General features: G+C 46.8%; 26 protein-coding genes. 20 read left to right on the top strand and 6 right to left on the bottom strand.

Annotated features, from left to right (window positions below; all coding sequences use genetic code 11):
• Nucleotides 1–3 precede the first annotated feature (3 nt).
• From fliJ to flhB, 10 genes are all read left to right on the top strand, one after another.
• Nucleotides 4–444 (top strand): flagellar export protein FliJ, encoded by a 441-nt coding sequence (fliJ, locus tag QTN95_RS03990; protein WP_138973746.1) that lies wholly within the window; start codon nt 4–6, stop codon nt 442–444.
• Between the two features lie 143 nt (nt 445–587).
• Nucleotides 588–2618 (top strand): flagellar hook-length control protein FliK, encoded by a 2031-nt coding sequence (locus QTN95_RS03985; RefSeq protein WP_331416424.1) that lies wholly within the window; start codon nt 588–590, stop codon nt 2616–2618.
• A gap of 35 nt (nt 2619–2653) precedes the next feature.
• Nucleotides 2654–3151 (top strand): flagellar basal body-associated protein FliL, encoded by a 498-nt coding sequence (gene fliL, locus QTN95_RS03980; protein WP_331416423.1) that lies wholly within the window; start codon nt 2654–2656, stop codon nt 3149–3151.
• 7 nt (nt 3152–3158) lie between these two features.
• Entirely contained in the window at nt 3159–4208 is a 1050-nt protein-coding gene (fliM, locus tag QTN95_RS03975) for a flagellar motor switch protein FliM (protein WP_331416422.1), read from the top strand.
• A gap of 21 nt (nt 4209–4229) precedes the next feature.
• Entirely contained in the window at nt 4230–4640 is a 411-nt protein-coding gene (fliN, locus tag QTN95_RS03970; protein WP_331416421.1) for a flagellar motor switch protein FliN, read from the top strand.
• A 13-nt stretch (nt 4641–4653) separates the two neighbouring features.
• Complete coding sequence (gene fliO, locus QTN95_RS03965; protein WP_331416420.1) at nt 4654–5058, top strand: flagellar biosynthetic protein FliO; 405 nt, start codon at nt 4654–4656, stop codon at nt 5056–5058.
• Entirely contained in the window at nt 5042–5917 is an 876-nt protein-coding gene (gene fliP, locus QTN95_RS03960; RefSeq protein WP_331416419.1) for a flagellar type III secretion system pore protein FliP, read from the top strand. The genes fliO and fliP overlap by 17 nt, the downstream gene beginning before the upstream one ends.
• 13 nt (nt 5918–5930) lie before the next feature.
• Nucleotides 5931–6200, top strand: a complete 270-nt coding sequence (fliQ, locus tag QTN95_RS03955) for a flagellar biosynthesis protein FliQ (protein ID WP_138973753.1) — start codon at nt 5931–5933, stop codon at nt 6198–6200.
• A gap of 8 nt (nt 6201–6208) precedes the next feature.
• A complete protein-coding gene (gene fliR, locus QTN95_RS03950; RefSeq protein WP_331416418.1) occupies nt 6209–6991 on the top strand; it encodes a flagellar biosynthetic protein FliR in 783 nt (260 codons plus the stop codon).
• A gap of 8 nt (nt 6992–6999) precedes the next feature.
• Nucleotides 7000–8130 (top strand): flagellar biosynthesis protein FlhB, encoded by a 1131-nt coding sequence (flhB, locus tag QTN95_RS03945; RefSeq protein ID WP_331416417.1) that lies wholly within the window; start codon nt 7000–7002, stop codon nt 8128–8130.
• Between the two features lie 18 nt (nt 8131–8148).
• Here the strand turns inward: flhB and smrB are convergent, their stop codons facing one another.
• The gene (gene smrB, locus QTN95_RS03940) at nt 8149–8679 is read right to left on the bottom strand and encodes an endonuclease SmrB (RefSeq protein WP_331416416.1); all 531 of its coding nucleotides are present in this window, start codon (nt 8677–8679) and stop codon (nt 8149–8151) included.
• 63 nt (nt 8680–8742) lie between these two features.
• On the opposite strand from smrB, the gene prmB reads away from it, so the two are divergent.
• Together prmB and aroC are read left to right on the top strand one after the other, a co-directional pair.
• A complete protein-coding gene (prmB, locus tag QTN95_RS03935) occupies nt 8743–9675 on the top strand; it encodes a 50S ribosomal protein L3 N(5)-glutamine methyltransferase (protein WP_138973757.1) in 933 nt (310 codons plus the stop codon).
• A gap of 188 nt (nt 9676–9863) precedes the next feature.
• Complete coding sequence (gene aroC, locus QTN95_RS03930; protein ID WP_331416415.1) at nt 9864–10949, top strand: chorismate synthase; 1086 nt, start codon at nt 9864–9866, stop codon at nt 10947–10949.
• Between the two features lie 109 nt (nt 10950–11058).
• Here aroC and QTN95_RS03925 read toward each other — a convergent pair whose 3' ends face one another.
• Nucleotides 11059–11682: a trimeric intracellular cation channel family protein gene (locus tag QTN95_RS03925; protein ID WP_138973759.1), complete on the bottom strand. Its 624-nt coding sequence runs from the start codon at nt 11680–11682 to the stop codon at nt 11059–11061.
• Between the two features lie 220 nt (nt 11683–11902).
• On the opposite strand from QTN95_RS03925, the gene QTN95_RS03920 reads away from it, so the two are divergent.
• The gene (locus QTN95_RS03920; RefSeq protein ID WP_331416414.1) at nt 11903–12433 is read left to right on the top strand and encodes an elongation factor P hydroxylase; all 531 of its coding nucleotides are present in this window, start codon (nt 11903–11905) and stop codon (nt 12431–12433) included.
• Nucleotides 12434–12440: 7 nt separating this feature from the next.
• On the opposite strand, the gene QTN95_RS03915 is transcribed toward QTN95_RS03920, so the two are convergent.
• Genes QTN95_RS03915 through QTN95_RS03905 form a run of 3 tightly spaced genes read right to left on the bottom strand, consistent with a single transcriptional unit; the run spans nt 12441 to nt 13475 of the window.
• A complete protein-coding gene (locus QTN95_RS03915) occupies nt 12441–12758 on the bottom strand; it encodes a hypothetical protein (RefSeq protein WP_331416413.1) in 318 nt (105 codons plus the stop codon).
• Nucleotides 12748–13071, bottom strand: a complete 324-nt coding sequence (locus QTN95_RS03910) for a DUF6923 family protein (protein ID WP_331416412.1) — start codon at nt 13069–13071, stop codon at nt 12748–12750. Before QTN95_RS03910 ends, QTN95_RS03915 begins: the two co-directional genes overlap by 11 nt.
• A 23-nt stretch (nt 13072–13094) precedes the next feature.
• Nucleotides 13095–13475, bottom strand: coding sequence for a hypothetical protein (locus QTN95_RS03905; RefSeq protein ID WP_331416411.1), 381 nt, complete (start codon nt 13473–13475; stop codon nt 13095–13097).
• Between the two features lie 112 nt (nt 13476–13587).
• On the opposite strand from QTN95_RS03905, the gene QTN95_RS03900 reads away from it, so the two are divergent.
• Nucleotides 13588–13851, top strand: coding sequence for a YfcL family protein (locus QTN95_RS03900; RefSeq protein ID WP_138973761.1), 264 nt, complete (start codon nt 13588–13590; stop codon nt 13849–13851).
• Between the two features lie 135 nt (nt 13852–13986).
• Nucleotides 13987–14511, top strand: coding sequence for an NADPH-dependent FMN reductase (locus QTN95_RS03895; RefSeq protein ID WP_331416410.1), 525 nt, complete (start codon nt 13987–13989; stop codon nt 14509–14511).
• A 65-nt stretch (nt 14512–14576) separates the two neighbouring features.
• On the opposite strand, the gene mnmC is transcribed toward QTN95_RS03895, so the two are convergent.
• Nucleotides 14577–16595 carry a bifunctional tRNA (5-methylaminomethyl-2-thiouridine)(34)-methyltransferase MnmD/FAD-dependent 5-carboxymethylaminomethyl-2-thiouridine(34) oxidoreductase MnmC gene (gene mnmC, locus QTN95_RS03890; protein ID WP_331416409.1) on the bottom strand — a complete coding sequence of 673 codons (2019 nt, stop codon included), beginning with the start codon at nt 16593–16595 and terminating at the stop codon, nt 14577–14579.
• Nucleotides 16596–16724: 129 nt separating this feature from the next.
• On the opposite strand from mnmC, the gene fabB reads away from it, so the two are divergent.
• From fabB to truA, 5 genes are all read left to right on the top strand, one after another.
• Nucleotides 16725–17936, top strand: a complete 1212-nt coding sequence (fabB, locus tag QTN95_RS03885; RefSeq protein WP_331416408.1) for a beta-ketoacyl-ACP synthase I — start codon at nt 16725–16727, stop codon at nt 17934–17936.
• Between the two features lie 264 nt (nt 17937–18200).
• Nucleotides 18201–19334: a 4-phosphoerythronate dehydrogenase gene (locus QTN95_RS03880; RefSeq protein ID WP_331416407.1), complete on the top strand. Its 1134-nt coding sequence runs from the start codon at nt 18201–18203 to the stop codon at nt 19332–19334.
• Complete coding sequence (locus QTN95_RS03875; RefSeq protein WP_138973766.1) at nt 19331–20344, top strand: aspartate-semialdehyde dehydrogenase; 1014 nt, start codon at nt 19331–19333, stop codon at nt 20342–20344. Before QTN95_RS03880 ends, QTN95_RS03875 begins: the two co-directional genes overlap by 4 nt.
• A 201-nt stretch (nt 20345–20545) precedes the next feature.
• Entirely contained in the window at nt 20546–25309 is a 4764-nt protein-coding gene (locus QTN95_RS03870) for a FimV/HubP family polar landmark protein (RefSeq protein WP_331416406.1), read from the top strand.
• Between the two features lie 97 nt (nt 25310–25406).
• Nucleotides 25407–26201, top strand: coding sequence for a tRNA pseudouridine(38-40) synthase TruA (truA, locus tag QTN95_RS03865; protein WP_331416405.1), 795 nt, complete (start codon nt 25407–25409; stop codon nt 26199–26201).
• The last annotated feature ends 81 nt before the right edge of the window (nt 26202–26282 follow it).

Genomic DNA, 26282 nt, shown 5'->3' with positions numbered 1-26282 from the left:
CTTATGGATAATGCACTGGAGTTTTTGTTAGAGCAGGCCAAAGAGCGCGAAAACCAAGCAGTATTGGCGTTAAACCAAGCTCGCAATGAGCTTGAAAGCTACTATCAGCAGCTCGAGCAAATTGAAAAGTATCGCCTTGATTACTGTCAGCAGTTGGTTGACCGTGGACAACAAGGTTTGACCGCTAGTCAGTACTCGCATTTAAACCGTTTTTTAACCACTTTAGATGAGACCTTGTCTAAGCAGAAGCAAGCCGAGTCGCATTTCAAAGGCCAGGTTAATAACTGCGAGCATAACTGGTTAGAGAGCCGAAAGCAGCGTCGTTCATACGAGTGGCTTATTGAGAAAAAACAAACCGAAAAGCAGCGTCTGCAAAATATCAGGGAGCAAAAGCAGATGGATGAATTTTCTACCCTTCAGTACTCACGTCGAATTTCTAACTAACCTCTCACTTCTGTGAGCGAAGTCATTCTTTGATTATCGTTGGCGTGTTTCTTGCAAATATCTATTCCAACTTGTATGCAATGAATCGGCGTCTTTGCCGCGTAGAGCCTTCTCGGCGTGAAGCAACTGAGAGTGAACCTGGTATGAATATCAATTTATCATCGGTATCGGAAAGTCCAAAAGTGACTAAGACCACCACTGACGGTGGTGACGCGAGTGTCGAAAGCTCCGAGTCTGGCGGTTTCTTTGCCAAATTAGCGGCGTTAATAAAAGGTGAGACTAGCACCAAAGAGAGCGCAGGTAAGGTAGAGGGTGCAGAGGCCAGTGCCGAGCAAGCATCGGTATCTAAAGGTGAGTCGGGCGTTAGCGACGTAAAAGCGCAAGCGACAGAGAGCCAAAGTGTCGATGAACTTCTCGTGTCTGATGAAAGTGAGGCGGAAGACGCTGACACAGCTACGGTCACGAAAGACGTTGCTCAAAGTGCCAAGCCTGAGATCTCACAACAAGACGAAAACTCTCATTCAGCGGCGAAAATTGTCTCTGAAAATGACGAAGTATTGCAGCGACTTGATACTGCGAATAAAGCGCTACAACCGGCTGACGGCAAAGAGTTGCCACAGGATCAGATTGATACTCAACACCATGTCTCACAAAAAATCTCGGCTGAAGAAGAGCAACAAAACGTCTCTTCTGACGCCACTAAAGTGACTGCAACTGACAGCCAGTCTAGACAAGAGATAGCCCCGAGTGGTGAACCAACCTCAAAAGTCAGTGACAGTGATAGCCTAAAGCAGCAAGTTGTTATGAAGGCGGATGGGGAAGACGTTATCGTACCCGCTTCAGCACAAAAATTTATTCAGCAAGACAGTCAGGTGGTTGCTGACGAAGAGAACAGCAGTCAGTTGGCGCAACAAGCCGCAGTGTTAAGTGCCTCTGTTGCAAAGGTTAACAAAGACAACGCGTTACCACAGGAAACGGCAGAACTGTCTGAGGTTGCCCTTGATGAGACAGCGCTCAGCGCAGAAGTCACGACGAAACAGAGCCCAGCAGACGGCTCTGAAGAAGAAAATGATGCCTCAGCTAATGATGTGGGGCTAGCGGCAGGGGCTATTGCCGCTAGCACAGTGGCGGCGACCAAGGTGACAGATAAGCCAAGTAAATCTTTAGCCACCGCACTAGACAGTGCACAGCCAAGCAACCAAGTGATGATGTCTGCGAGTGATGTGGCAAGTGAGGCACCGGCGGATGTAACCATTGCTGCCGCGGCCGTTACGGCAGGGGCGATTCCTTGGGCTTCCACCAATGAACCCGCGTTAACTGATGAAGTGTCGATCAAGCCAGAAACGCCACCAAAAGCGCAACAAGCGGCGGTGGCTCAGTCGGTTCATCAGGCACTTACCACACAGCAAGCTCAAGCCCAAATGGCCCAGACAGCGGCACAAATGTCGCAACAACAATCCGCTGTTTCTGCCATGCCAACGGACTTGATGGTAAGCCAGATGCAACAAGTGGCAGCAACGCCTCACGCGGCGCTTACACAGGATCAGGCAGTGCTTAAAGCGGCACTGGGTGCAAAAACGGCAGGTTCGCTCGGTAAGCTAGTCGGCGGTAAAGAAGGTGGTCAGCCCGCCTCGGAGTCGAGTTCGGCTTTTGCTCAGCAACTCGCGCAGGCATCGGGGCAGCAAGGCCCTAACTCGTTAGGTCAGATACGCGCAGAGCAAGCGGCGGCACAAGTGCCATTGCAACTGACGCGAGAAATGGCTGGAGAACAAGTGGCAGAGCGAGTTCAGATGATGATGTCGAAAAACCTAAAGAACATCGACATTCGCTTAGATCCTCCTGAGTTGGGTCGTATGCAAATTCGTATGAATATGAATGGAGATGCGGCCACGGTTCATTTTACCGTCGCCAATCAGCAAGCTCGCGATGTGATTGAACAATCAATGCCAAGATTACGTGAGATGCTTGCCCAGCAGGGTGTACAATTAGGTGACAGCTCAGTTCAGCAGCAGGCTTCCGGTCAGCAGCAGAGACGCTATGCAGATAACGGACAGGGTAATTCTGGTCAGGGAAGCAGCGGTCAGGGCTTGTTTGGTGAAGAAAACCTTGAACCAGACATCAATCTTGATTTGAATGTCGCTGCAAAGCGTGATGGAATTAGCTATTACGCTTAAACTGTAAAAAACAAAGAGATAGAGAATGTTAAGTTATGGCAGTTGAAGAAATCGAAACGGAAGCGCCCAAAGGCAAAGGTAAGCTGATCATTATCATCATTGCTGCCGTGGTGTTACTCGCGGGTGGCGGTGGTGCTGCATTTTTCTTGATGGGTTCGGATGATTCTGCGGAAACCGCTCAGACGACCCTGCCGCAAGTGGCTGCGTCTGTCGATCCAGTCGCTTACGTTAATATTCCCCAACCGTTTTTATTTAATGTCACAGGCGACAAAAAAGATCGCTTAGTACAGATTAAGGTACAGTTGATGGTTCGTGGCTCAGAGAACGAAAATCTCGCCCGCTACCACTCTCCTCTGATTGAAAGTTCATTATTGAGTACGTTTGCGTCGGCGACCGTTGATCAATTGCGTACTGCCAATGGCCGTATCGAACTGCGAGAAAAAGCGACCGACGACATTAAAGCAAGCTTGAATCGCGCGGTAGGTCAACCAGTGATTGAGCGTGTGCTATTTACCGATTTTGTAATGCAGTAGGTGATGCGTGACTGATCTATTAAGCCAAGACGAAATTGATGCCCTGCTCCACGGAGTCGATGACGTTGATGATACAGAAGACGAGTCGCCCGAGTCGGATGCCAGTGCTGTAGACTTCGACTTCTCCTCGCAAGACCGCATTGTTCGTGGTCGTATGCCAACGCTCGAATTGATCAATGAGCGTTTTGCCCGCCATTTGCGGATTAGTCTGTTTAATATGCTAAGGAAGACGGCAGAAGTCTCTATCAATGGCGTTCAGATGATGAAGTTTGGTGAGTACCAAAATACGCTGTATGTGCCTACCAGCCTTAATATGGTGCGCTTTAGACCGTTGAAAGGTACGGCTCTGGTTACCATGGAAGCACGTCTAGTCTTCATTCTAGTAGAAAACTTTTTTGGGGGTGATGGCCGCTTCCATGCCCGTATCGAAGGTCGAGAGTTTACACCGACCGAGCGTCGAATTGTGCAGCTATTGCTGAAGATCGTTTTTGAAGATTACAAAGAAGCTTGGTCTCCAGTTATGGGAGTCGAGTTTGAATACCTCGATTCGGAAGTGAACCCGAGTATGGCTAACATTGTTAGCCCGACAGAGGTGATAGTCGTCAGTTCATTTCATATTGAGGTTGACGGTGGTGGTGGTGATTTCCACGTGGTTATGCCGTACTCTATGGTTGAGCCAATTCGTGAGTTGCTCGATGCCGGTGTTCAGTCTGACAAAATGGAAACAGACGTTCGTTGGAGCACGGCGCTTCGTGAGGAAATCATGGGTGTGCCAGTCAACCTCCGTGTCGATTTACTAGAGCAAGATATCTCATTGCGTGACTTGATGGAGCTACAACCGGGTGACATCATTCCGATCAATATGCCAGAACATGCTGTGATGTTTGTTGAAGAACTGCCAACATTCCGAGTGAAAATGGGGCGCTCAGGTGAGAAATTGGCAGTTCAGGTATCAGAGAAAATTAAACGCCCTGATGTGGTTAAAACGGATATCGCCTTCCTCGGAAAAGATGTTATTTCTGAGTTAGAAGAAGACGATGTCGAAATCGAAGATTAAGAGAATAAATAGGTAACAGGTATGGAACCGAGTGAAGACCAAAAACTGGCGGACGAATGGGCTGCGGCGTTAGGTGAAGATCCGAATGCGCCAGATATTGATGTAGATGAAGTGATGTCTGCTCAGCTTGATGAGCTAAAGGACACTTCTTCGCCGATCTCAGACGATGAGCGTCGCAAGCTGGATACGATCTTAGATATACCAGTGACGATTTCCATGGAAGTGGGTCGCTCTCAAATCAGTATTCGTAACTTACTCCAGTTAAACCAAGGTTCGGTTGTTGAGCTAGAGCGCTTGGCGGGTGAGTCATTAGATGTACTGGTGAATGGCACCCTAATTGCGCACGGTGAAGTGGTTGTGGTTAACGATAAGTTTGGTATTCGTTTGACCGACGTAATCAGTCAGACAGAGCGTATCAAGAAACTGCGATAATGTTAGGTAACGTATGACTTTCAAAGTTAGAGAGTACTTACTTTACTCTCTCATTGTACTTTCTCCTTCCGCACTGGCTGCCGCTCCAGGCAGCCAACTAGACTGGGCGACCACTTTTGGGTCGCTCGTGTTCGTTGTGGCCTTTATTTTGTTGCTAGCTTGGCTATTGAAACGCATGCGAGTCCCCGCATTGATCAATCAGAAAGGTCTGAGCGTTGTGCGCCAAATTGCGGTTGGGCATCGAGAAAGGATTGTGATTGTTCAAGCGGGTGAAGAGCAGTTTTTAGTGGGGGTGACACCTCAATCAATTCAACTTATCTCAAAGCTGGATAAACCTTTGTCTCAGGAGGAGATGGCTAACGGTCCGTTTGCAAGTCAACTGACTCAGCTGTTGAAGAAGAATGATAAAAACAACTAATTTGGCGACCATTGTTCTGACGTTTGTACTGGCCCTTTTTTCTGGGTTAGCGTTAGCGCAGCAAGAGATAGATACCTCGATTCCTGCCAATATCGCTCCGAGTGACTCGGTGACCGTAACGGCAATGGAGAAAGAGCAGGGCGCGTCTAAAACCATCTCAACCGGAAGTTTTACAGGCGGTGGTGGCGGAATTCCAGCCTTTACCATGACCACTAATGCGGACGGCAGTGAAGACTACTCAATCAACTTGCAAATCTTAGCCTTGATGACCATGCTCGGCTTCCTGCCAGCCATGGTTATTTTGATGACGTCGTTCACGCGTATTGTTGTGGTGATGTCTATTTTGCGTCAGGCCATGGGTTTGCAACAGACACCATCGAACCAAGTGATCATAGGTATCGCCATCTTCCTAACCTTCTTCATCATGTCGCCAGTACTGAGCAAGATTAATGATGATGCGATTCAGCCTTACATCAATGAGCAGATAACCGCGCGACAAGCGTTTGACTTAGCTCAAACGCCAATGAAAGACTTTATGCTCAAGCAGACTCGGGTAAAGGACTTAGAAACCTTCGTCAATATCTCTGGTTCGACAGCGACAGCGCCGGAAGATGTGTCAATGGCGGTATTGATCCCAGCTTTCATCACCTCAGAACTCAAAACTGCATTCCAAATTGGTTTTATGCTGTTCTTACCGTTCTTAATCATTGACCTTGTGGTGGCTTCGGTTCTGATGGCAATGGGTATGATGATGCTATCGCCAATGATTGTCTCGTTACCTTTTAAATTGATGCTGTTCGTGTTGGTCGACGGCTGGAACCTGATATTGTCGACGTTAGCCGGCAGTTTCGCTTTGTGACGGGAGGAAGCCAATGACTCCTGAAATGTTTGTCGAGCTGTTTCGTGAATCGCTATGGATGGTTCTCATCATGGTGTGTGCGATCATTATTCCCAGTCTACTGATTGGTTTAGTGGTCGCTATCTTTCAAGCCGCAACGTCCATTAACGAACAAACACTGAGCTTCTTGCCACGTTTGATTGTGACACTACTGGCTTTGATGCTGTTTGCTCACTGGATGACGCAGATGCTGATGGAGTTTTTCTTTAGCATGATCGAGCGTTTACCCCAGGTTCTCTACTAGGTCTGACTATGGAGTATCCGACTAGCCTAGTTTTAGATTGGATCGCCAATTACTTTTGGCCCTATACCCGCATTGCTGCCATGCTGATGGTGATGTCGGTGACGGGAGCGCGATTCGTGTCTACTCGGGTACGTCTCTATCTAGGTTTAGCGATCACTTTTGCGGTGATGCCAGCCATCCCCGCGGTGCCAGACAATATTGAACTAGTCTCTTTTGCGGGTTTTATGACTTTGCTAGAACAGATCATTATCGGTGTCGCGATGGGGACTGTGACCCAATTTATGATTCAAACCTTTGTTATTCTTGGTCAGATCCTCGGTATGCAGGCGAGTTTGGGTTTTGCCTCAATGGTTGACCCAGCGAACGGTCAAAACACCCCATTGCTTGGTCAATTGTTTATGTTCCTTGCAACCATGTTTTTCCTCGCGACCGATGGTCATCTCAAAATGATAATGCTAGTGGTGATGAGTTTTAAATCCATCCCAATTGGAACGGGTTCATTAACGACTGTGGATTTTAGAGAACTGGCGTTATGGCTTGGAATTATGTTTAAAGTCGCGCTGAGTATGTCATTGTCTGGAATTATTGCGCTGCTAACGATCAACTTATCCTTCGGCGTGATGACACGTGCTGCCCCGCAGTTGAATATTTTCTCGCTCGGCTTCGCTTTTGCTTTGATGGTGGGGCTATTGCTTTGTTGGTACATCATCGCCGGACTCTACAACCACTATGAGCTATTCTGGTTACAAGGTGAACAGCAGATCTGTTCCTTTATCAGGCTGAATTGTTAGGAGGCTGAATGGCAGAGTCAGACGGTCAAGAACGCACAGAAGACGCCACGCCCAGGCGCTTGCAACAGGCTCGAGAAAAAGGGCAGGTTGCAAGGTCTAAAGAATTGGCGTCGGTTTCAGTACTGGTAATTGGTTCAGTTGCACTGATGTGGTTTGGAGAGAGCTTAGCTCGCGCTCTATTAAATGCTATGGGGCGGTTGTTTACTTTGTCACGTGAAGAGATATTTGATCAGGTTAAGCTGTTCGATATTGCGCTCGGATCATTGTCGAATCTGATTCTTCCCCTTCTGTTGATCCTGATAACACTATTTGTGGCTGCGCTGGCTGGAGCCGCTGGGGTCGGTGGCATTAACTTTTCAGTTGAAGCGGCGATGCCGAAGTGGTCTAAGATGAATCCACTGAGTGGCCTCAAACGAATGGTTGGCCTGCAAAGCTGGGTAGAACTGATTAAGTCTATTCTCAAAGTAGCTTTAGTGTCTGGGATGGCCTTTTATCTCATTAATGCCGCCAAACAAGATTTGTTCCAACTCAGTATGGATGTTTACCCACAGAACATCTTTCACGCGCTCGATATTCTGCTTAATTTTATATTGCTGATTAGCTGTACCTTGTTGCTGGTGGTAGCGATCGATATCCCATTTCAGATTTGGCAACACGCCAACCAACTTAAAATGACCAAGCAAGAGGTTAAAGACGAGTACAAGGAAACAGAGGGTAAGCCGGAAGTGAAAGGCCGTATTCGTATGCTCCAGCGTGAAGCTGCTCAACGACGTATGATGGCCGAAGTGCCTCAGGCTGATGTTATCATCACCAACCCGGAGCATTTCTCTGTAGCATTGCGATATAAACAAGATAGTGACCGAGCGCCAATTGTTGTGGCGAAAGGTACGGATCACATGGCGCTCAAGATTCGTGAAGTGGCACGTGAACACGATATCTACGTGATTCCAGCGCCGCCTCTTGCACGTGCTCTATACCATTCAACCGAATTAGAGCAGGAAATACCGGATGGCTTGTTTACTGCGGTGGCACAAATTCTTGCCTACGTATTCCAATTGAAACAGTATCGAAAACGCGGTGGACAAAGGCCAAATCTTAAAACCTCCGAGCTACCTATTCCTCCAGAACTGAGAAAGTAGCAGGTTAGAAGCAAGGGGCTATTTTTCGGGGATAGAGAGGAGTACCAACAGAGCGCCATTTCCACCGAACTCGAGTGGAGCCTGATGGAAAGCCATCACATCTGGGTGCTGAGCGAGCCATAGTGGTGCTTTTTGTTTGAGTATGTGTTTACCGATGCCGTGTTGAACACACGCACAGGAAATTTCGTTCTTTATACAGTAGGCGATCATCGCCCCCAGTTCGCGTTTGGCTTCCTGTTGATTCATGCCGTGCATATCGAGAAAAACGTCAGGGACATAAACGCCTCGACGTAGTCTTTTTACTTCATACTGCGACACGTCATCGCGAGCATAACGCGTTGGTCCTTCTTCATTCAAAAGTGGAACAAACTCGTCAGAGAAATAGAACTCAGCATCGCTCGCTTCTCTAGAAGTTCGCTTAATTTCTTTTTGCTTAGTATTTTTTTTTGGCTGCTGGACTATGGTATCCTGTGACAACTTTTTTACGCCTTGTACTGCATCCCTAAAAAGGGCGAAGTCATCATCCATATCGGTGTCTTTTTTGCTCATGGGATTATTCATTAATACTTTAAAATGTAATGAGCAGTATTGTAGCGCTTTTCGGAGGCAATTTTGGATAAGATTTTTGTAGAAGAAGCGGTGTCAGAACTTCATACGCTTCAAGATATGATTCGTTGGACCGTCAGTCGTTTCAACGCCGCAAACCTATTTTATGGTCACGGTACTGATAACGCATGGGATGAAGCGGTACAGCTAATCCTGCCAACATTGTACCTGCCAATCGATGTGCCTCCGCATGTATTGAACTCGCGCCTGACCACCAGTGAGCGTATGCGTATCGTTGAGCGCGTGGTGAAGCGTATCAATGAGCGTACGCCTACAGCCTACCTAACTAACCGTGCTTGGTTCTGTGGCTTAGAGTTTTTCGTTGATGAACGTGTACTTGTACCTCGTTCGCCAATCGGTGAGTTGATTCAAGCTGAATTCCAACCTTGGTTGATCGAAGAACCGACACGTATCATGGATCTTTGTACCGGTAGCGGCTGTATCGCCATCGCCTGTGCACATGCGTTCCCTGAAGCGGAAGTTGATGCGATAGACATCTCTACTGACGCACTACAAGTTGCTGAGCTTAACGTTCAGGATCACGGTATGGAGCAGCAAGTTTTTCCAATCCGTTCAGATCTGTTCCGTGATCTACCAAAAGAGAAGTACAACCTGATTGTCTCCAACCCACCGTACGTTGACCAAGAAGACATGAACAGTCTGCCTGAAGAGTTTACTCATGAGCCTGAGTTAGGCCTAGCTGCGGGTACAGATGGGCTTAAAATTGTTCGCCGTATCCTAGCGAATGCGCCAGATTACTTAACGGATAACGGTATTCTTATTTGTGAAGTGGGTAACTCTATGGTTCACATGATGGAACAGTACCCACATATTCCATTTACTTGGATTGAGTTCGAGAACGGTGGTCACGGGGTATTTATGCTAACTCGCGATCAGATGCTAGCCGTCAAAGATGAGTTCTCAATCTACCGAGATTAATGCTTAAAGTTTGAGCAAAACTTCATAGCGCCAAGTGGTTTGATCTTTGATTCACGACTTGGCGTTTTTTTATGCGCGTAAAATGGTCTTTAGGGGTTTACATCAAACCGCAATAAGGCGACTATGAAATAACTAATAATTGAAGTGTAAAGCTCTGTATACAAGGGCGAAACAAATTTGAGGAAGTAATGGCAGGAAACAGTATCGGGCAACATTTTCGAGTGACAACATTCGGAGAAAGTCATGGTATCGCACTAGGATGTATTGTCGACGGATGCCCTCCGGGTCTTGAAATCACCGAAGCAGATATTCAAATCGATTTGGACCGCCGTCGACCAGGCACTTCTCGTTATACCACCGCTCGTCGTGAACCAGATGAGGTGAAAATTTTGTCTGGCGTATTTGAAGGTCAAACCACAGGGACTTCTATCGGTCTTTTGATCGAAAATACCGACCAGCGTTCCAAAGATTATTCGGAAATCAAAGATAAGTTTCGCCCAGGGCATGCAGACTACACTTACCATCAGAAATATGGTGTTCGTGATTATCGTGGTGGTGGCCGTTCATCTGCCCGCGAAACAGCGATGCGTGTTGCGGCGGGATCAATCGCTAAGAAATACCTGAAACAAGAATTTGGGGTAGAGATCCGTGCTTATCTATCGCAAATGGGCGATGTGGCGATTGATAAAGTGGATTGGGATGAAATTGAAAACAATCCATTTTTCTGTCCTGATGTCGATAAAGTTGAAGCGTTTGATCAACTGATCCGTGACCTCAAGAAACAAGGTGATTCAATCGGTGCAAAACTGCAAGTCGTCGCAACAAATATTCCCGTTGGTCTGGGTGAACCGGTATTCGACCGCCTAGATGCGGACATTGCGCATGCACTTATGAGCATTAACGCGGTGAAAGGTGTAGAGATTGGTGATGGCTTTGATGTTGTTCGTCAAAAAGGCAGCCAGCACCGTGATGAACTGACGCCAAGTGGCTTTGCGAGTAACCACGCTGGCGGTATCTTAGGTGGCATCTCAACAGGGCAAGATATTGTAGCCAACATTGCGCTTAAGCCGACCTCAAGCATCACTGTTCCTGGTGAGACGATTACTAAGCAGGGTGAATCGACTCAACTGATTACCAAAGGTCGTCACGACCCATGTGTTGGTATCCGCGCTGTTCCGATTGCTGAAGCTATGCTGGCAATCGTAGTACTGGATCATCTGCTGCGTCACCGTGGTCAAAACCATGGTGTGACCACAGAAACACCGCAGATATAAGCTCTGATTGATAAAAGCCCCGACATGTGAGTCGGGGCTTTTTATATGCGATAAGGAAATGGTAAAAATCGAGCCGGTTACCGTTGTGGCTATCGAATTGCTGGCGTGATCAGTGCAATGAGCCTTCAGCTTCAAGGTTGAATGAAGGTAAGCGCCATTTGAAACGCACCGCAGCCATACGAAGTACATAACCAACAACGAGAGTTGAAATGGTCGCAGTCACATCATCAATGCCGAGCTCTAAAAGTCCTAAATACAAACCAGAAGCTACGAGAGCGACAGATGCGTACAGTTCCTCATGCAGTACAAGTGGTGTTTGACGACAGATTAGGTCACGCAGTAGGCCACCAAACACGCCAGTTACGAGCGCTGATACCATACAAATCAAGACATGATGCCCCATACCCATTGCCACTTTGGTACCAATGATACTAAAAACGATCAGTCCTAGCGCATCCAATCGAATGAACAGGCCTTTAAGTTTAATGACCCACTTAGCTAGCCCCGTTGTCAGTACGCCTGCGATACAAGTGATCGCAAGAAACTCGGGATTCTTTACCCAGCCTAGTGGGTAATGACCGAGAAGAATATCGCGTACTGTGCCGCCACCGATGGCCGTGGCACTTGCAACCAGCATGACTCCAAACCAATCCATTTTTCGACGACCCGCACTTAGTGCTCCCGTCATCGCTTCCGCTGTGATACCAATAATATATAAAACACTGAGCAGCATAATGAATTCTCAAGAAGTGGCCGGAAATGCTCGGCAATGAAGATGAAATTTAAGGCGTGAGTGTAGTGGGAAATGTGATCTATGACGAATGAGTTTTTATGAATACGAAAACGTTTTTTAGATTACTATTTCTAATATCAATATATTAAGTAGGGTTTTGCATTTTTCAGCAAAAATGAGAGAATGCAGAGCGCGATAGTACCAGCCCGTTAATTTAGCTATGACCCACGAGTATCAAGACTTAATCAATATCTTTAACACGACTTTTTTTCACTCATACAACACCAAGTTGGAGTTAGGGGGAGATGAGCCAATCTATCTTCCTGCTGACAATGACTACCCCTATCATCGCATTATTTTTGCTCGTGGTTTCTATGCGTCAGGAATGCATGAGATTGCCCATTGGTGCGTGGCTGGGCCAGAGCGTCGCTTAGTGGAAGATTTTGGTTATTGGTATGAACCTGATGGACGCACTCAAGCCGTGCAAGCTGAATTCGAAAAAGTAGAAATCCGCCCGCAAGCATACGAATGGATATTATCCGCCAGTGCAGGCTTTCCGTTCACTGTCAGTTGTGACAATCTCAATGGTAGCTTTGAACCGGATCGTTTGGCGTTTATGGCCAAAGTTCACGCTGAGGTGATGTCAATTCTTCAGGTGGGATTACCGCTCAGAGTTCAAATGTTGTCTGATGCGCTACGTGAATTCTACAGTATCGCGGAACTCACGCCTGCGCAGTTTAAAGTTAAGTAGCCTAACGCTACTGAATAAGCCAAGTATTCTCTTTCTGGCCGCTGTAGTCGAACGTGTAGACGAGTGGAGTCTGATCCGGCTCCATCACCCAAATGACGGCAATCAGTGAGTCGCAATGATTGACTACCTTTAAATCGAATTCTGCCAGCCCCCCAGTCAACGATGATTTGACCAAACAGCTCTCGTAGTCGACGAGGTCAGCATCACCCTGAGCGAAGCTATTGTCGCATATCGATATATAGGCCTGCTTGTCAGCCAGTTGGCTCAGAATGACATCGACATCAACGCTATAGACAGATTTGAGACTGTTGTCGTTAGCTTCCACCTGGTGCGTCGCCAAAGTCGGTCAACTCTGCGGCTTCGACAGGCGCTGACGCACATCGAGCACCATCATTCGAATTACTTGATGGACCGTAAGCAGTCAGGTTCGCACTAGGCTGCCATGACGAGTAGTCTGACGTCCCTGGTATATGAGGATTGTTCAGGGTGACTTTGAAAATATAGCCATTGCTGTTATTACTGGCGTAGAGGTATCCATCCACATCAAAGTAAATCGCACCGAAGGTAAAGTTGAAACCAAGTTGAGCTTCATTGAGCACCTGATTCATACGCGTGGCAGTGCCTTGTGTAGCATCCACGACCCAGAGATAACCGTCGGCGTCTAGGCTATAGGCAAGGTTATTGTTGGCGTCGATGCGAGCGTTCCGAGTTCGCCATTAACATCATAGTCCCAGCCATAAATGAATCGGTCATGTTCACTAAAACCTATCCCATTTAGATTGGCTAAACCCAGAGTAGAGGGCATGACGCGATAACTGCCTAAATCGATGTTCACACCAAACGCGACAGGAGTTCCTGTGGGGTTTTGGATAAGGAATGCCTCTGTGGGACATTCACCAAAGCTGACGTCTCCAGCATGGCTGGATGGCGCGTAATAAATGCTGTAGCTACAACATGCAAAGAGTAGTAGGAAGCGCTGATTTATACGTTTAATTTTATTGTCATTCCCTATTTTGGCTGAGCGATATAAGGGAAACTGCATTGTCCATACCACACTATCAGGCCTTGCTGTATATAGGGTTTGCGTTGAAATTCTCAATGTGAGAAGCTTGGCGTTCTTTTTGAGAAGCAAACTGATTAGGCGACATCGCAAAATGATTATTGAATTTGAAGAGCAGCTACTTGAGCTAATAGATGCACGTATTTCGACGGCGTCAGATGATGAACTTTTTGCTGGTGGTTATCTGCGTGGTCATATTTCGCTTTCTGCCGCTTCGTGCGAAGAAGATGGCATTAATGATGTGGAAACATTAAAGAGTCGTATTCAGGAAAGTTTGGATGCAGCACGTTCGGAGCTGACGCCGGCAGACCGTATTATCGTCAATGATTTGTGGTTAGAGCTGGTAAACAACGCTTAACCAACGGCGACGTCAATCTATCGTCTAAGAGGTTGTTCGAATTTTTCGAACAACCTCTTTGTATTTTTGCGCTTGTTGCGTGATTGGCTGCTCGATATTCTAGTGCTCATACTGAGACACAACAGGATAGCAGTTATGAAGATCATAGCATTTGGGGCATCAAACAGTTCAACATCAATCAACAAAGCGTTAGCAACCTATGCCGCTCAACAAGTGGAAGGTGCGCAGGTACAAGTCTTAGACATCAACAATTATTCAGTTCCGATGTTTAGTGAAGACAAAGAAAAAGAAATTGGACAAGCTGAAGGCGCAAGAGAGTTTCTCGCTGATCTTGCTGAAGCGGATGCCATTGTTGTTTCTTATGCTGAACATAATGGCTACTACCCAGCGGCATACAAAAACCTATTTGACTGGGCGACTCGCATTGATCGCAGTGTGTTCCAAAACAAGCCCGTTGTTTACTTGGCGACATCTCCTGGCCCTGGTGGTGCACAAACGGTTCTTGCTGCCGCCACAGCTTCGGCTCCTTACTTTGGTGCTGATGTGAAGGCGTCGGTATCCGTCCCAAGTTTCTATGATAACTTTGACTTTGAAACTGCGGCGATTACCAACCAAGACATTGCAGATGAAATCAAAGCCGCGGTTGCTAAGCTAGCCTAACCAAGCTCAGTGACTACAGATAAAAAACGCAGTGTAAGAGACTGCGTTTTTTGTTCTGAGGCTAATTACAGTTCCGTAATGGCTTTGCCTTTTCTCAATTTGCGAACCCACATTCGACTAGGGTGTAAGCTTTCCAAAACATCCACAGGTAGAGGCAGCGGATCACCACAGATCTGAGAGGCGAGCGTTTCCGCTAGCAGCGGCGCTGAACTTAGCCCTCGTGAGCCTAAACCTAATAGGCAGAACAAGTTTGGATATTGTGGTACTTGTTCAGCACTATCAATTGTTGTTTGTTGAAGGTTTTGATAGCAAGCTTTGATTTTTTCAAACTGACCAAGGTTGCCAACAAATGGCAGATGGTCTCGACTTACACAGCGTATGCCCTGACGCGACTGATTCGATGACGTATCAACTTGGAGTGGCCAAGCTTGGTTTGGTACGCATTTGCGCAGTTTGTCACCATTGTCTTGTTGCGCCACAGGGTCAAACTCATTGTTGAGATGAGAGCGATCATAGCTAGCGCCAATGCAGTGATGGCGGTTATTCGGGTTCACGGGGGTCATGTAGCCGTCATAGCACAATACGGTCTTGAGTTTCTCCAGCGTCTCTGTCGTTGGAATGTGACTGACTTGACCTTTGACCTTCCCTAATGGGACATGCGCAGCTTGAGTAAATTGGTCAAACAGATGGCCGTTGGCAATGACGACGGTATCGTGTTGGAATGACGCGTTATGACTTACCAAAGTCCAGCTCTGGGAATCTTCCTGCCAGTCTAGCTGTTCAATTTTGCAGTTGAAGTAAGAGGCAAATAAAGGGTTTTCCGCGAGTTTATCCAGTAACCCTTTGGTTAGCTGAGCAGGGCTTAACCAACCACCAAGCGGGTAGTGAACGCTTTCCATATCGAGAGGAAGGCCAACAACGTCGTTGGTCTGTTGAGCATCGAGTTTACGAATGAGCTGACTATCAAAGTTACCTTCAAGCATTTTGTTAAGCTTAACGTTGGTTGTTTGATCCCACATTAGCTGCGTTACACCACACCATTGGTGGTCAAACTCTATTTGCTGTGCAGCTTGTTCAACAAATTGACGGGCAAACAAGAATGCTGGCGCAAATACTCGGGACACGCCTTCGTGTGTACCATTCAGTAAAGGATAGACTGCGCCTTGTCGATTTCCTGAAGCGCCTTCAGCAGGTGCACTATCTTGACAGTAGAGCGTGACTTTTTTTCCGCGTCGGACAAGGGTAGTGGCAAGTGTGGCACTGGCGATGCCACCACCAATAATAGCGACGGATTCACCACTCTGACTTGGCTGACGAGCAAACCAAGGTATCATGTTCGTGTGTGGCTGCTTCTCTAAAAGTGCGCCCGCGATCATCTCTCGTTTGGTGCCAAAGCCTTTGACTTTCTTCATTGCGAAGCCCGCTTCAATGAGACCTCGACGTACAAAACCCGCAGCCGTGAATGTCGCGCAAGTACAATCACGTTTCGCTAATTTTGCCATACCGTTAAATAAGTCTTGGTTCCACATTTCTGGGTTTTTGCTTGGTGCGAACCCATCTAAGAACCAAGCGTCGACGAGACCTTGCTCAGAAACAGGCACTTTTGGCATGCAATCTTTAATGTCACCAAACCATAAATCAAGCGTTATAGCTCCATCGTCTAGTACAATTCGATGACATTCTGGTACCGCGATAGGGTAGTGTTTTTGCAGCTTTTCCGCATACTCTGCCAGTTCAGGCCACGATTGGTGAGCCTTGATGAGATCGTTTTTACTCAACGGATATTTTTCAAAGCTCACGAAATGCAGCTCTTGTAATGGCGAAGTTGGATTTTGTTGCCTAAATTGAGCAAACCATTGCCAAACGGCTAAGAAATTAAGTCCAGTTCCGAAGCCAGTCTCTGCGATGACAAATCTACGTTGATCACATTCTTGCCATCTTTGTGGCAGATGATTCTGGTGTAAGAACACGTAGCGAGTCTCTTCTAGTCCATTGACGTTGGAGAAATAGACATCATCAAACTGGTCGGAAACAGGGGTTCCAGCTTCGTTCCAGCCTAGTTGGGCATTAGTAATCGAGGTCATAGTGTCGGAAATAATGTGAATAAAGACGATAATACGATTGCAATTGTACGGTTTTAGAGGAAAGCTGACCACTTTTCCCCGCTATCTTAGTTATTATCAGGCGGATTTTTGAATTATAGGAATGTCATAATGAAACGAGTCGTAATCACCGGTATGGGTATTGTTTCAAGTATCGGTAACAACGTCGAAGAAGTTTTAGCGTCTCTTAAAGCAGGTAAATCTGGTATTACTGCCTCTGAGCAGTTTAAAGAACACGGCCTACGTTCTCAGGTTTGGGGTGACTTAAAGATTAACCCAGCAGAACACATTGACCGTAAACAGATGCGCTTTATGGGTGATGCGGCTGCTTATGCATACCTATCAATGCAGCAAGCAATTGAAGATGCAGGTTTAACCGACGAACAGGTATCTAATGACCGTACTGGTATTGTTGCAGGTTCTGGCGGTGCATCGGCACTAAACCAAACTGTCGCAACTGACACTATGCGTGAAAAAGGCGTGAAACGTGTTGGTCCATATATGGTACCTCGTACTATGTCTTCAACCGTATCTGCGTGTTTGGCGACACCATTTAAAATCCGTGGCGTGAACTACTCTATGAGTTCTGCGTGTGCGACGTCAGCACACTGTATTGGTCATGCGATGGAGCTTATCCAACTAGGCAAACAAGACATCGTTTTTGCTGGTGGTGGTGAAGAACTAGATTGGTCTCAAACTATGATGTTTGATGCTATGGGAGCACTATCGACTAAGTACAACGAGACTCCAGACCAAGCTTCTCGTACTTACGATGCTGACCGTGACGGTTTTGTTATCTCTGGCGGCGGTGGCATGATGGTGATCGAAGAACTCGAACACGCATTAGCACGCGGCGCGAAAATCTACGGTGAAATCGTAGGCTATGGCGCGACTTCAGACGGTTATGACATGGTTGCTCCTTCTGGTGAAGGCGCAGTGCGTTGTATGAAAATGGCGATGCAAGATGTGGATGTTATTGACTACGTCAACACACACGGCACATCAACACCAGTTGGTGACGTTAAAGAACTGGGTGCAATCCAAGATCTATTCGGTAACAACAGCCCAGCTATTTCTGCAACTAAAGCAATGACAGGTCACGCACTAGGTGCTGCTGGTGTGCACGAAGCAATTTACTCAACGTTAATGCTGACCAATGATTTCATCGCTCCAAGCATTAACATTGCTAATTTAGATGAAGCGGCTAAGGGCCTAGATATCGTGACTGAAAAGCGTGATGTCGAGCTAACGACCGTGATGTCAAACAGTTTTGGCTTTGGTGGTACGAACGCAACATTAGTGATCAAGAAGTACCAAGGCTAGCTGAATTTGCTGAGCAGATGATGCTTCGCAATCCAGTTTCCAGAGCTGGTTAATCTTTATTAGTAAAGATTAACCTAACAGACGCAGACTTTAGCCCATGGAGAGCGGGTTAAGATCCTTTTGTTCTGGACTATTGCCCGGCTATTTAGCCGGGCATTTTTCTCTTTATCCTTTATCGCTACCTGAGTGCATTATTACCTCGACACTGAGGAGCCTTTTCTGCACAATCAATCCCATTGCAATTCAACCCCACTCTACAGACAGATGAAAATCCTTATTGATGAAAATATGCCTTATGCAGAGCAGCTTTTTAGCCAGCTTGGCGAAGTGGTTCTAAAATCTGGTCGCACACTAACTGAAGATGACCTTGTCGATGTCGACGCCTTGATGATTCGTTCTGTTACTAAGGTCAACGCAAAACTGCTATCAAAAGCGAACAAACTCAAATTTGTCGGGACGGCAACCGCGGGGATGGACCATGTGGATCAGGATTTACTTCGAGAGCGAGGAATATTTTTCACCGCGGCACCAGGTTGTAACAAAGTAGGGGTCGCAGAATACGCGTTCAGTGTCATGATGGTACTGGCTCAACAACACGGTTTTTCTGTTTTTGATAAAACGGTTGGTATCATTGGTGCCGGGCAGGTTGGCAGTTACTTGCAACAATGTTTGCAAGGTGTAGGAATCAAGGTATTGATTAACGATCCACCTAAGCAAGATGCGGGGGATTCGCGTCAGTTTACACCTCTTGAGGCGCTGTTGAGTCAAGCCGATATCATTACTCTCCACACACCGATTACTCGGGGTGGTAAGCATCCTACTCATCATCTGATCGATGAAGAAGTCCTCAATACGTTACGCGGTGACCAAATTTTAATCAATGCTGCTCGTGGTCCAGTCGTTGACAATTCGGCTCTAAAAGCACGTTTACAGCGCAACGATGGCTTTATTGCAGCGTTAGATGTGTTTGAATTTGAGCCAGAGGTTGATATGGAGCTTCTGCCTCTGCTAGCATTCGCAACCCCTCATGTCGCTGGGTATGGTCTAGAGGGCAAAGCTCGCGGAACAACGATGATTTTCAATATCTACTGTGAGTTCTTAGATAACGAATTACGTGCGCACGCCAGTGACTTGCTGCCAACCGCTCCTGTACCTAAGCTGGTATTGGATCGTGATTGGGATGAAGCTACGCTGCATAACATCACTCAGCTCGTCTACGATGTGCGTAAAGATGACGCCTTATTCCGTCGCGAGATCAGTCAGCCAGGTTCATTCGACCTGATGCGTAAGAACTACTGGGATCGTCGAGAATACAGTGCCGTCACATTGGTCGGTGATGACAGTTGTCGTTTATCACCCCTAGAAAAATTAGGTTTTCAGGTTGAGGTAAGTCAATGAGCCAACAATATAACGTTGCCGTATTAGGTGCGACCGGCGCGGTCGGTGAAACTATTTTAGAAGTGCTACAAGAGCGCAAGTTTCCAGTCGGTGAGCTATATCTGCTAGCCAGTGAACGCAGTGAAGGAAAGACTTACCGTTTTAACGGTAAAACCGTACGTGTGCAAAACGTCGAAGAATTTGACTGGTCACAAGCTCATATCGCTTTATTCTCTGCCGGTGGTGAACTGTCGGCAAAATGGGCTCCGATTGCAGCGGACGAAGGCGTAATTGTGATCGATAATACGTCACAGTTCCGTTATGAGTACGATATCCCACTTGTTGTACCTGAAGTGAACCCTGAAGCCATTGCAGAGTTTCGCAATCGCAATATTATCGCCAACCCAAATTGCTCAACGATTCAAATGCTGGTAGCTCTGAAGCCAATTCATGATGCGGTTGGTATTGAGCGTATTAACGTATCGACTTATCAGTCAGTTTCTGGTGCGGGTAAAGCTGGCATTGATGAACTCGCTGGTCAAACGGCAAAACTGCTTAACGGTATGCCAGCTGAGAACAGTGAATTTTCACAGCAAATCGCATTCAACTGTATCCCACAGATTGATCAGTTCATGGAAAATGGTTACACCCGTGAAGAGATGAAGATGGTGTGGGAAACCCAGAAAATCTTCAATGACCCAGCGATTACCGTGAACCCAACTTGTGTTCGTGTACCTGTCTTTTACGGTCACGCGGAAGCCATTCACGTTGAAACTTGTGCGCCAATTGATGCTCAAGAGGTGATTAACCTATTGGAACAAACGGAAGGCGTAGAAGTATTCCAAGGTGAAGATTTCCCGACTCAAGTTCGCGACGCTGGTGGTAAAGACCACGTCATGGTTGGCCGTATCCGTAACGACATTAGCCACCATAGTGGTGTAAACCTATGGGTTGTTGCTGACAACGTTAGAAAAGGTGCAGCGACCAATGCTGTTCAGATTGCTGAAGTATTGATTCGCGATTACTACTAATCTCGAAATTAGATTGTTATTGAAGCCTCGTTTTCAAGTGGGGCTTTTTTCATCGAATCGAGGAAATTTATGTGAGATTAATGCGAATATGGCGTTGGACACACATTTTTTACCTCTATACCTATAGTTTTGGTGGGTTTATCCGATATATTTAACAGATCATTGTCTTTAAATTTAATTGAGCACATAGCTGAGCCTTATATGCGTCGACTTTTACAGCGTCTACTATTGCCATTAGCAATGGTTGCCGTGACTCAAACATCATTAGTAAGCGCGGAGAGCATTCGCCTTAAAGGACCTAACGGCGAGATCCAGTCATCTCCCCAGTTCTCAGAGCCTCTTTCACGTAATTCACGCGCTACAACCGAGCCTTCTCGTTTTTATGGCCCCACTTCTGAGCAGGAAACACTTTGGAGTATTGCTACGCAGTTGCGTCCTTCTCCGTCGGTGACTGTGCAACAAACGCTATACGCCATTTTTCAATTAAACCCTCAAGCGTTTGACAATCAGAATATCCATGAGCTTATTCCAAGCAGTACCATTCGTATCCCATCTTTAGAACAGGTTCGCGCTGTAAGCACGCAAGAAGCCATTAATGTCATGGCTTCTCATCAAGCACGTTTGGGCAAAAACGTTACCCCAGTCACCGCTGAGAAGGTAAAACCTACGGTTACTGCTCGCCCACCTGTGACAGAAACGACCACTGAGCCATCTGCGACGAAGCCTGAACAAACAGAAACCAGCAGTGAACTAAAAGTTATCGCAGAGCAAGAAAAGCAAAAACAGGTCAGTTCTCTAGAAAACCAGCTTGAAAGATCTGAAACTGAGCTACTTGCACTCGAAGAAAAAAATCACAAATTGCGCCTAATGCTTGCTGAAGTTCAGTCAGAAGTCGATGTACTAAAAGATGAACTGGGCGACGAAAACCGTATTCGCAATGAAGTAGAGAAACTGCTTGAAGCGGAACGTCAACGAGTGGCTGAAGAGCAGAAAATGGCGCCTTCAGCGATGGACCAGTTATTCTCGAATACTTGGTTGGTTGCGGCGTTAGCGATCATTCCAGGTTTATTAATTGGTTTGTTTGTGGTGATGTTACTTGGACGTCGTAAGAAAGAAGACGCTCAACAAACCGTAGCTGAACAGCAACCAGTTCAGCCTGTGGCACCGATTGTCCCAGAAACCCTCAACGATGATATTGATGATGATTTGTTGCTGGATGACGATCTCTTCGGTGACTCGGATAGCGAGCAGCTATTTGGTGACGACAGTGACATTGATGGCAAACAGGCTGATGAAGACAACGTATTTGCTGACTTAGATGACAGCGACCTCGATTTCAACTTAGAAGGCGAGGATGGAGATGATCCATTTGCCGGAATTGGTGATGATGGTGATCTTGACGAGTCGTTAACTGATGTAGACATGAGCTCAAATGGCATCAGCGTGAATGGCGATGAAAAAGCGCTTGGTCTCGAAGAGATGGAACGTGCTTTAGATGAAGTCATTATTGATGACCCAGACGATGATGAAGGGTTTGACTTATCCGACGATGGTGAATTCTCACAAGACGAGTTTGACTCTTTACTGGCCGGAGATGGTGATAGCGAAGATCTCGGCTCAACGGAACTGGATCAATCTCTTCTTGATGACCTATTTAGTGAGGTGCAGGGCGAGAGCAGCGATGATCTTGATTTCGATAGCTTACTTGACGAAGGTGCCGAATCGTTCGATTTGAGTGATGAATCGAGTAAAGACCTGAGTGAGCCAAATTTCGCGTCTGATGATGAAATTGATGACATATTTGCTCAGATGGAAGCGCAGGCCGATCTAGAGGCGCTAGAAGCAAATTCCATTGATGAGACAGCACTTCTTGATGAGTTGTTAGACGAGGAAAGTGTTGAAATAAGCTCGGAAAGCAGCGAGTTGCTCGATGAGCTTGTTGAAGATAGCTTGAATGAAGCACCGCAACCGAGCACTCAATCCGATGTATTTGATCAACTGATTGGCGCTGATGAAGAGTTTACGCAAGACAGCACGGATTTACGGGATGACATCGTCGATGGTGCTGAGGGTGAAGATGAGTTTGACCTAGATGCTGAGCTTGATGAACTGATTGGCGGAGACCTAGATACGGAAGAGGTGAATCTTTCACAAAGCACCGAACTGATTGAGGAGCTTGTCGAATCAGATTCATCCAAGACTGAATACGAACTGGGTGACGACGCGACTGACCTGTTTGAGCAGCTACTTGAAATTGAGAGCACCGAGGTTGAGGCGCAATCAGACGTTCTGCCAGAAGAGACAGTTGTAGAGCCACAAGTTGAAAAAGTCTTCTCTAGCAATGATTTTATTGATGACATGATCAATTCTGCTCCTGAAGCGGATCCGTTACTTGATGAGTTAGACCTAGATGGCTTGCAAGAACCTCAGCTTGTGGATGATGTCGCTATTGACACTGAACAGCAGATATCTGAGCCTGAAGAGCCAGAGCCAGAGCCAGAGCCAGAGCCAGAGCCAGAGCCAGAGCCAGAGCCAGAGGATGAAGATGATTGGTTAACGTCAGCCATTGAGGAAGTCGAAAACCCACAATTTGATATCGACGAACTTGAAGATGAAGCGCTGGAATCCGAACTGGATCCTGTTGGTGAATCTGCGGTTACTGACGCGGCGGAAGTGACGTCTGATGAACAAGACTCTGATGAAGAAGATGATTGGCTGACGTCTGCGATTGACGAAGTTGAAGGTCACACGCCAGAACAAGAGACCGTCAGCGTTGAGCAACAACCTAGGGTTGAACTCGATGAGTTTGAGTCTGAAGCGGGATCAGAACAGCCGCAAATTGAGCAAGAAGATGTACTTGCGCAGCAGGAGCTTAACGAAACACTAAAAGAGACTTCAGAGACTTCAGAGACTTCAGAGACTTCAGAGACTTCAGAGACTTCAGAGACTCCAAAAGAGTCCAGCGCACCAATGCCAGAAGCTATCGAGAATGAATTTGGCATTCCACAAGATGATGATTGGTTAATTGATGATGGGCAACCAGAAACCATCCAGTCGGAAGATGTGCTGGCTTCACTTTCTGCGGATGAAAATATCGAGCAGGAAGAGTTAGATCTAGCCGATATTGCGCAGCATGATGAGCTGGAAACAGAACAAAATGCACTAGCCGATGCAGAACCTGTACAACAGCTCACAGAGCCACAAGCAGAAGATGAAGCGTTTGAATTCGATGACCTAGACTTGCCAGAGTTTGGTGAGGAAGAGGCATTGGCTGACGTGGCAGAAGCCCCAGCGCTCGAACCTGAAGCGCTTGTTGCTGAGTCTGTTGAAGAGCCGTCGCTGGAAGAGCCAGCCATGGCGTTCGATGAGCTTGAGCTGCCGGAATACAGCGAAGAAGACGCATTAGCGGATGCAGAGCTTGAACCTGTACAACAGCTCACAGAGCCACAAGCAGAAGATGAAGCGTTTGAATTCGATGACCTAGACTTGCCAGAGTTTGGTGAGGAAGAGGCATTGGCTGATGTGGCAGAAGCCCCAGCGCTCGAACCTGAAGCGGTTGTTGCTGAGTCAGTTGAAGAGCCGTCAGTGGAAGAGCCAGCCATGGTGTTCGATGAGCTTGAGCTGCCGGAATACAGTGAAGAAGACGCATTAGCGGATGCAGAGCTTGAACCTGCACAAGAGCTTGCAGAGCCTCAAGCAGAAGATGAAACGTTCGAGTTGGATGACCTAGATTTACCAGAGTTTGGTGAGGAAGAGGCATTAGCGGACTCAGAACTTGCATCAGAGAAGCTTTATCAATCACCACAAGTGGATGATGAAAACATCGAACTGGACGACTTTGAATTGCCAGAATTTGGCGAGGAAGAAGCGTTAGCTGAGATGAGTGAATCGGACGGTCTGGCAAGCGAAGAACAACTTCAACAGCCTGCTGAAGAGCAAGAGATTGATTCCCTTGAGCGACCAGAATTCGGTGAAGAAGAAGCCATTGCTGATGTTGAACTCGAATCGGAAAGTGTTCATCAAGCTCCGCAAGTAGATGATGAAAACATTGATCTGGATGATTTCGATTTACCTCAGTTTGGAGAGGAAGAAGCGCTTGCTGCACTGAATGTATCGGAAGCACCAGTGAGTGAACCGCCATTTGAAGAGCCTGTTGGCGAGCAAGCGATTGAGTTTGATACACTTGATTTGCCTGAGTATGGTGAAGAAGAGGCGTTAGCGGATCTGGATTCATCGGCTGAAGATCTCTCAGAGCAGCATGATGACTTTGCACTTGAACCCGTTGAACTGCCAGATCTCGAAGAAATACCAGCAGAAAGCGCTGCACGTGTTGATGCACAGGATATGGCACATCAGCAGTTCGATGAAAAAGCTTTTGATGAGCTGCTGGCGGAAGATGATCAGCCACACGGTGGATTCTCATTTGACAAGCCGATTGATGCGGTGACTTCTGACAGTGCAGGCATGGATATCGACGCGATGCTTGAAATTGGTGAAGACTGGAATGGTTTTAGTCTTTCACCAGAGCAGCAGGCTACGATTTCGGACGAAATCCCTGATGATGAAAAAGATATCTGGTCTGTCGACAATACCCTTGAGCAGGCACTGGACGAGGATTGGGAAGATCAACCAGACCTTGACGAGTTTAATCCTCAGGAGCATACATTCCGCACCATCGACGAATTGATGGCGGAAGTCGAGTCAGAAGAACAGCAAGAGATCGATGACGAACTCAAACTTGATGTTGGTCTACATGATTTTCCTGATGTTATTGGTGATATCGGCGATCACACTGATGTTGATGCGAACTCCGAGGCCGCGGGTAAACTCGATTTAGCCAAAATCTACATCGAAATGAGTGATTCACAGGGCGCGATTAAATTGCTTGAAGAAGCAATAGTTGACGGCAGTGATGAAATTCGACGTGAAGCGAAGAGTTTGATTGATGCGATAAACAATCGCTAATTGGTGAAATGACTAAGGGGGCAGTTTAGCCCCCTTATTTTTTGGTATATACTTCCCGCCCCATTCTTAGGTCAATCAATCCTGTGAGAACATCCCGATGAGAATTGCTTTAGGCATCGAATACAATGGTACTCAATACTATGGCTGGCAACGCCAAAGAGACGTGAATAGTGTTCAAGAGAAGTTAGAACACGCATTAAGTATCGTTGCTAACCATCCAATTGAAGTCCAGTGTGCAGGACGGACCGATGCAGGTGTTCATGGGACAGGTCAAGTTGTCCATTTTGATACAACCGCAACACGTAAAATGGTGGCTTGGACAATGGGAGCCAACGCTAACTTACCCGATGATATCGCAGTACGTTGGGCTAAAGAGGTACCGGACGAGTTTCATGCCCGTTTTTCCGCTACAGCACGCCGCTACCGCTATATCATTTTCAACAGCGCACTGCGTCCGGGTATATTGTCTTCGGGTGTGAGCCACTATCACGGTGAGCTTGATGAAAAGAAGATGCATCAAGCCGCACAGTATCTGTTAGGCGAAAACGACTTTACCTCCTTTAGAGCGACACATTGCCAATCTCGCAGCCCATGGCGAAACATGATGCACATTAATGTGTCGCGTCATGGTCAGTATGTTGTTATTGACATCAAAGCGAACGCATTTGTTCATCATATGGTGCGCAATATCACTGGAAGTTTGATTTGTGTTGGTCGAGGAGAGCAGGAGCCGCAGTGGATCGAGTGGTTGCTTGCAGCCAAGGATCGCAAGTTGGCGGGAGCGACGGCGAAAGCGGAAGGTCTGTACCTCGTTGACGTTGATTACCCTGATGGGTTTGAATTACCAAGAGTGCCGATTGGGCCACTATTTTTGCCTGATAATCTGAACTAATTCGTGATAAATTGTCGAATGAATCAGGTCTTTAGTGTGTGAGAAATTGAGTCAGGAAATAGGTACAACCAGTTTTTTGTC

It is taken from the genome of Vibrio sp. M260112 (genome assembly GCF_036533775.1).
Taxonomy (GTDB): Bacteria; Pseudomonadota; Gammaproteobacteria; order Enterobacterales; family Vibrionaceae; genus Vibrio.
Note: the sequence above shows the minus strand (reverse complement) of the source record. Positions and strands in the feature narration are given on the sequence as shown.

Excerpts from the sequence above, each read along its gene's own strand:
- QTN95_RS03920 (WP_331416414.1), top strand. The coding sequence starts at position 11,903 with ATGACCCACGAGTATCAAGACTTAATCAATATCTTTAACACGACTTTT.
- QTN95_RS03925 (WP_138973759.1), bottom strand. The coding sequence starts at position 11,682 with ATGCTGCTCAGTGTTTTATATATTATTGGTATCACAGCGGAAGCGATG.
- flhB (WP_331416417.1), top strand. The coding sequence starts at position 7,000 with ATGGCAGAGTCAGACGGTCAAGAACGCACAGAAGACGCCACGCCCAGG.
- fliQ (WP_138973753.1), top strand. The coding sequence starts at position 5,931 with ATGACTCCTGAAATGTTTGTCGAGCTGTTTCGTGAATCGCTATGGATG.
- fabB (WP_331416408.1), top strand. The coding sequence starts at position 16,725 with ATGAAACGAGTCGTAATCACCGGTATGGGTATTGTTTCAAGTATCGGT.
- QTN95_RS03985 (WP_331416424.1), top strand. The coding sequence starts at position 588 with ATGAATATCAATTTATCATCGGTATCGGAAAGTCCAAAAGTGACTAAG.
- smrB (WP_331416416.1), bottom strand. The coding sequence starts at position 8,679 with ATGAGCAAAAAAGACACCGATATGGATGATGACTTCGCCCTTTTTAGG.
- QTN95_RS03870 (WP_331416406.1), top strand. The coding sequence starts at position 20,546 with ATGCGTCGACTTTTACAGCGTCTACTATTGCCATTAGCAATGGTTGCC.
- truA (WP_331416405.1), top strand. The coding sequence starts at position 25,407 with ATGAGAATTGCTTTAGGCATCGAATACAATGGTACTCAATACTATGGC.
- fliN (WP_331416421.1), top strand. The coding sequence starts at position 4,230 with ATGGAACCGAGTGAAGACCAAAAACTGGCGGACGAATGGGCTGCGGCG.
- QTN95_RS03905 (WP_331416411.1), bottom strand. The coding sequence starts at position 13,475 with ATGCAGTTTCCCTTATATCGCTCAGCCAAAATAGGGAATGACAATAAA.
- aroC (WP_331416415.1), top strand. The coding sequence starts at position 9,864 with ATGGCAGGAAACAGTATCGGGCAACATTTTCGAGTGACAACATTCGGA.
- fliP (WP_331416419.1), top strand. The coding sequence starts at position 5,042 with ATGATAAAAACAACTAATTTGGCGACCATTGTTCTGACGTTTGTACTG.
- mnmC (WP_331416409.1), bottom strand. The coding sequence starts at position 16,595 with ATGACCTCGATTACTAATGCCCAACTAGGCTGGAACGAAGCTGGAACC.
- QTN95_RS03880 (WP_331416407.1), top strand. The coding sequence starts at position 18,201 with ATGAAAATCCTTATTGATGAAAATATGCCTTATGCAGAGCAGCTTTTT.
- QTN95_RS03895 (WP_331416410.1), top strand. The coding sequence starts at position 13,987 with ATGAAGATCATAGCATTTGGGGCATCAAACAGTTCAACATCAATCAAC.
- fliO (WP_331416420.1), top strand. The coding sequence starts at position 4,654 with ATGACTTTCAAAGTTAGAGAGTACTTACTTTACTCTCTCATTGTACTT.
- QTN95_RS03875 (WP_138973766.1), top strand. The coding sequence starts at position 19,331 with ATGAGCCAACAATATAACGTTGCCGTATTAGGTGCGACCGGCGCGGTC.
- fliR (WP_331416418.1), top strand. The coding sequence starts at position 6,209 with ATGGAGTATCCGACTAGCCTAGTTTTAGATTGGATCGCCAATTACTTT.
- fliL (WP_331416423.1), top strand. The coding sequence starts at position 2,654 with ATGGCAGTTGAAGAAATCGAAACGGAAGCGCCCAAAGGCAAAGGTAAG.
- fliJ (WP_138973746.1), top strand. The coding sequence starts at position 4 with ATGGATAATGCACTGGAGTTTTTGTTAGAGCAGGCCAAAGAGCGCGAA.
- QTN95_RS03900 (WP_138973761.1), top strand. The coding sequence starts at position 13,588 with ATGATTATTGAATTTGAAGAGCAGCTACTTGAGCTAATAGATGCACGT.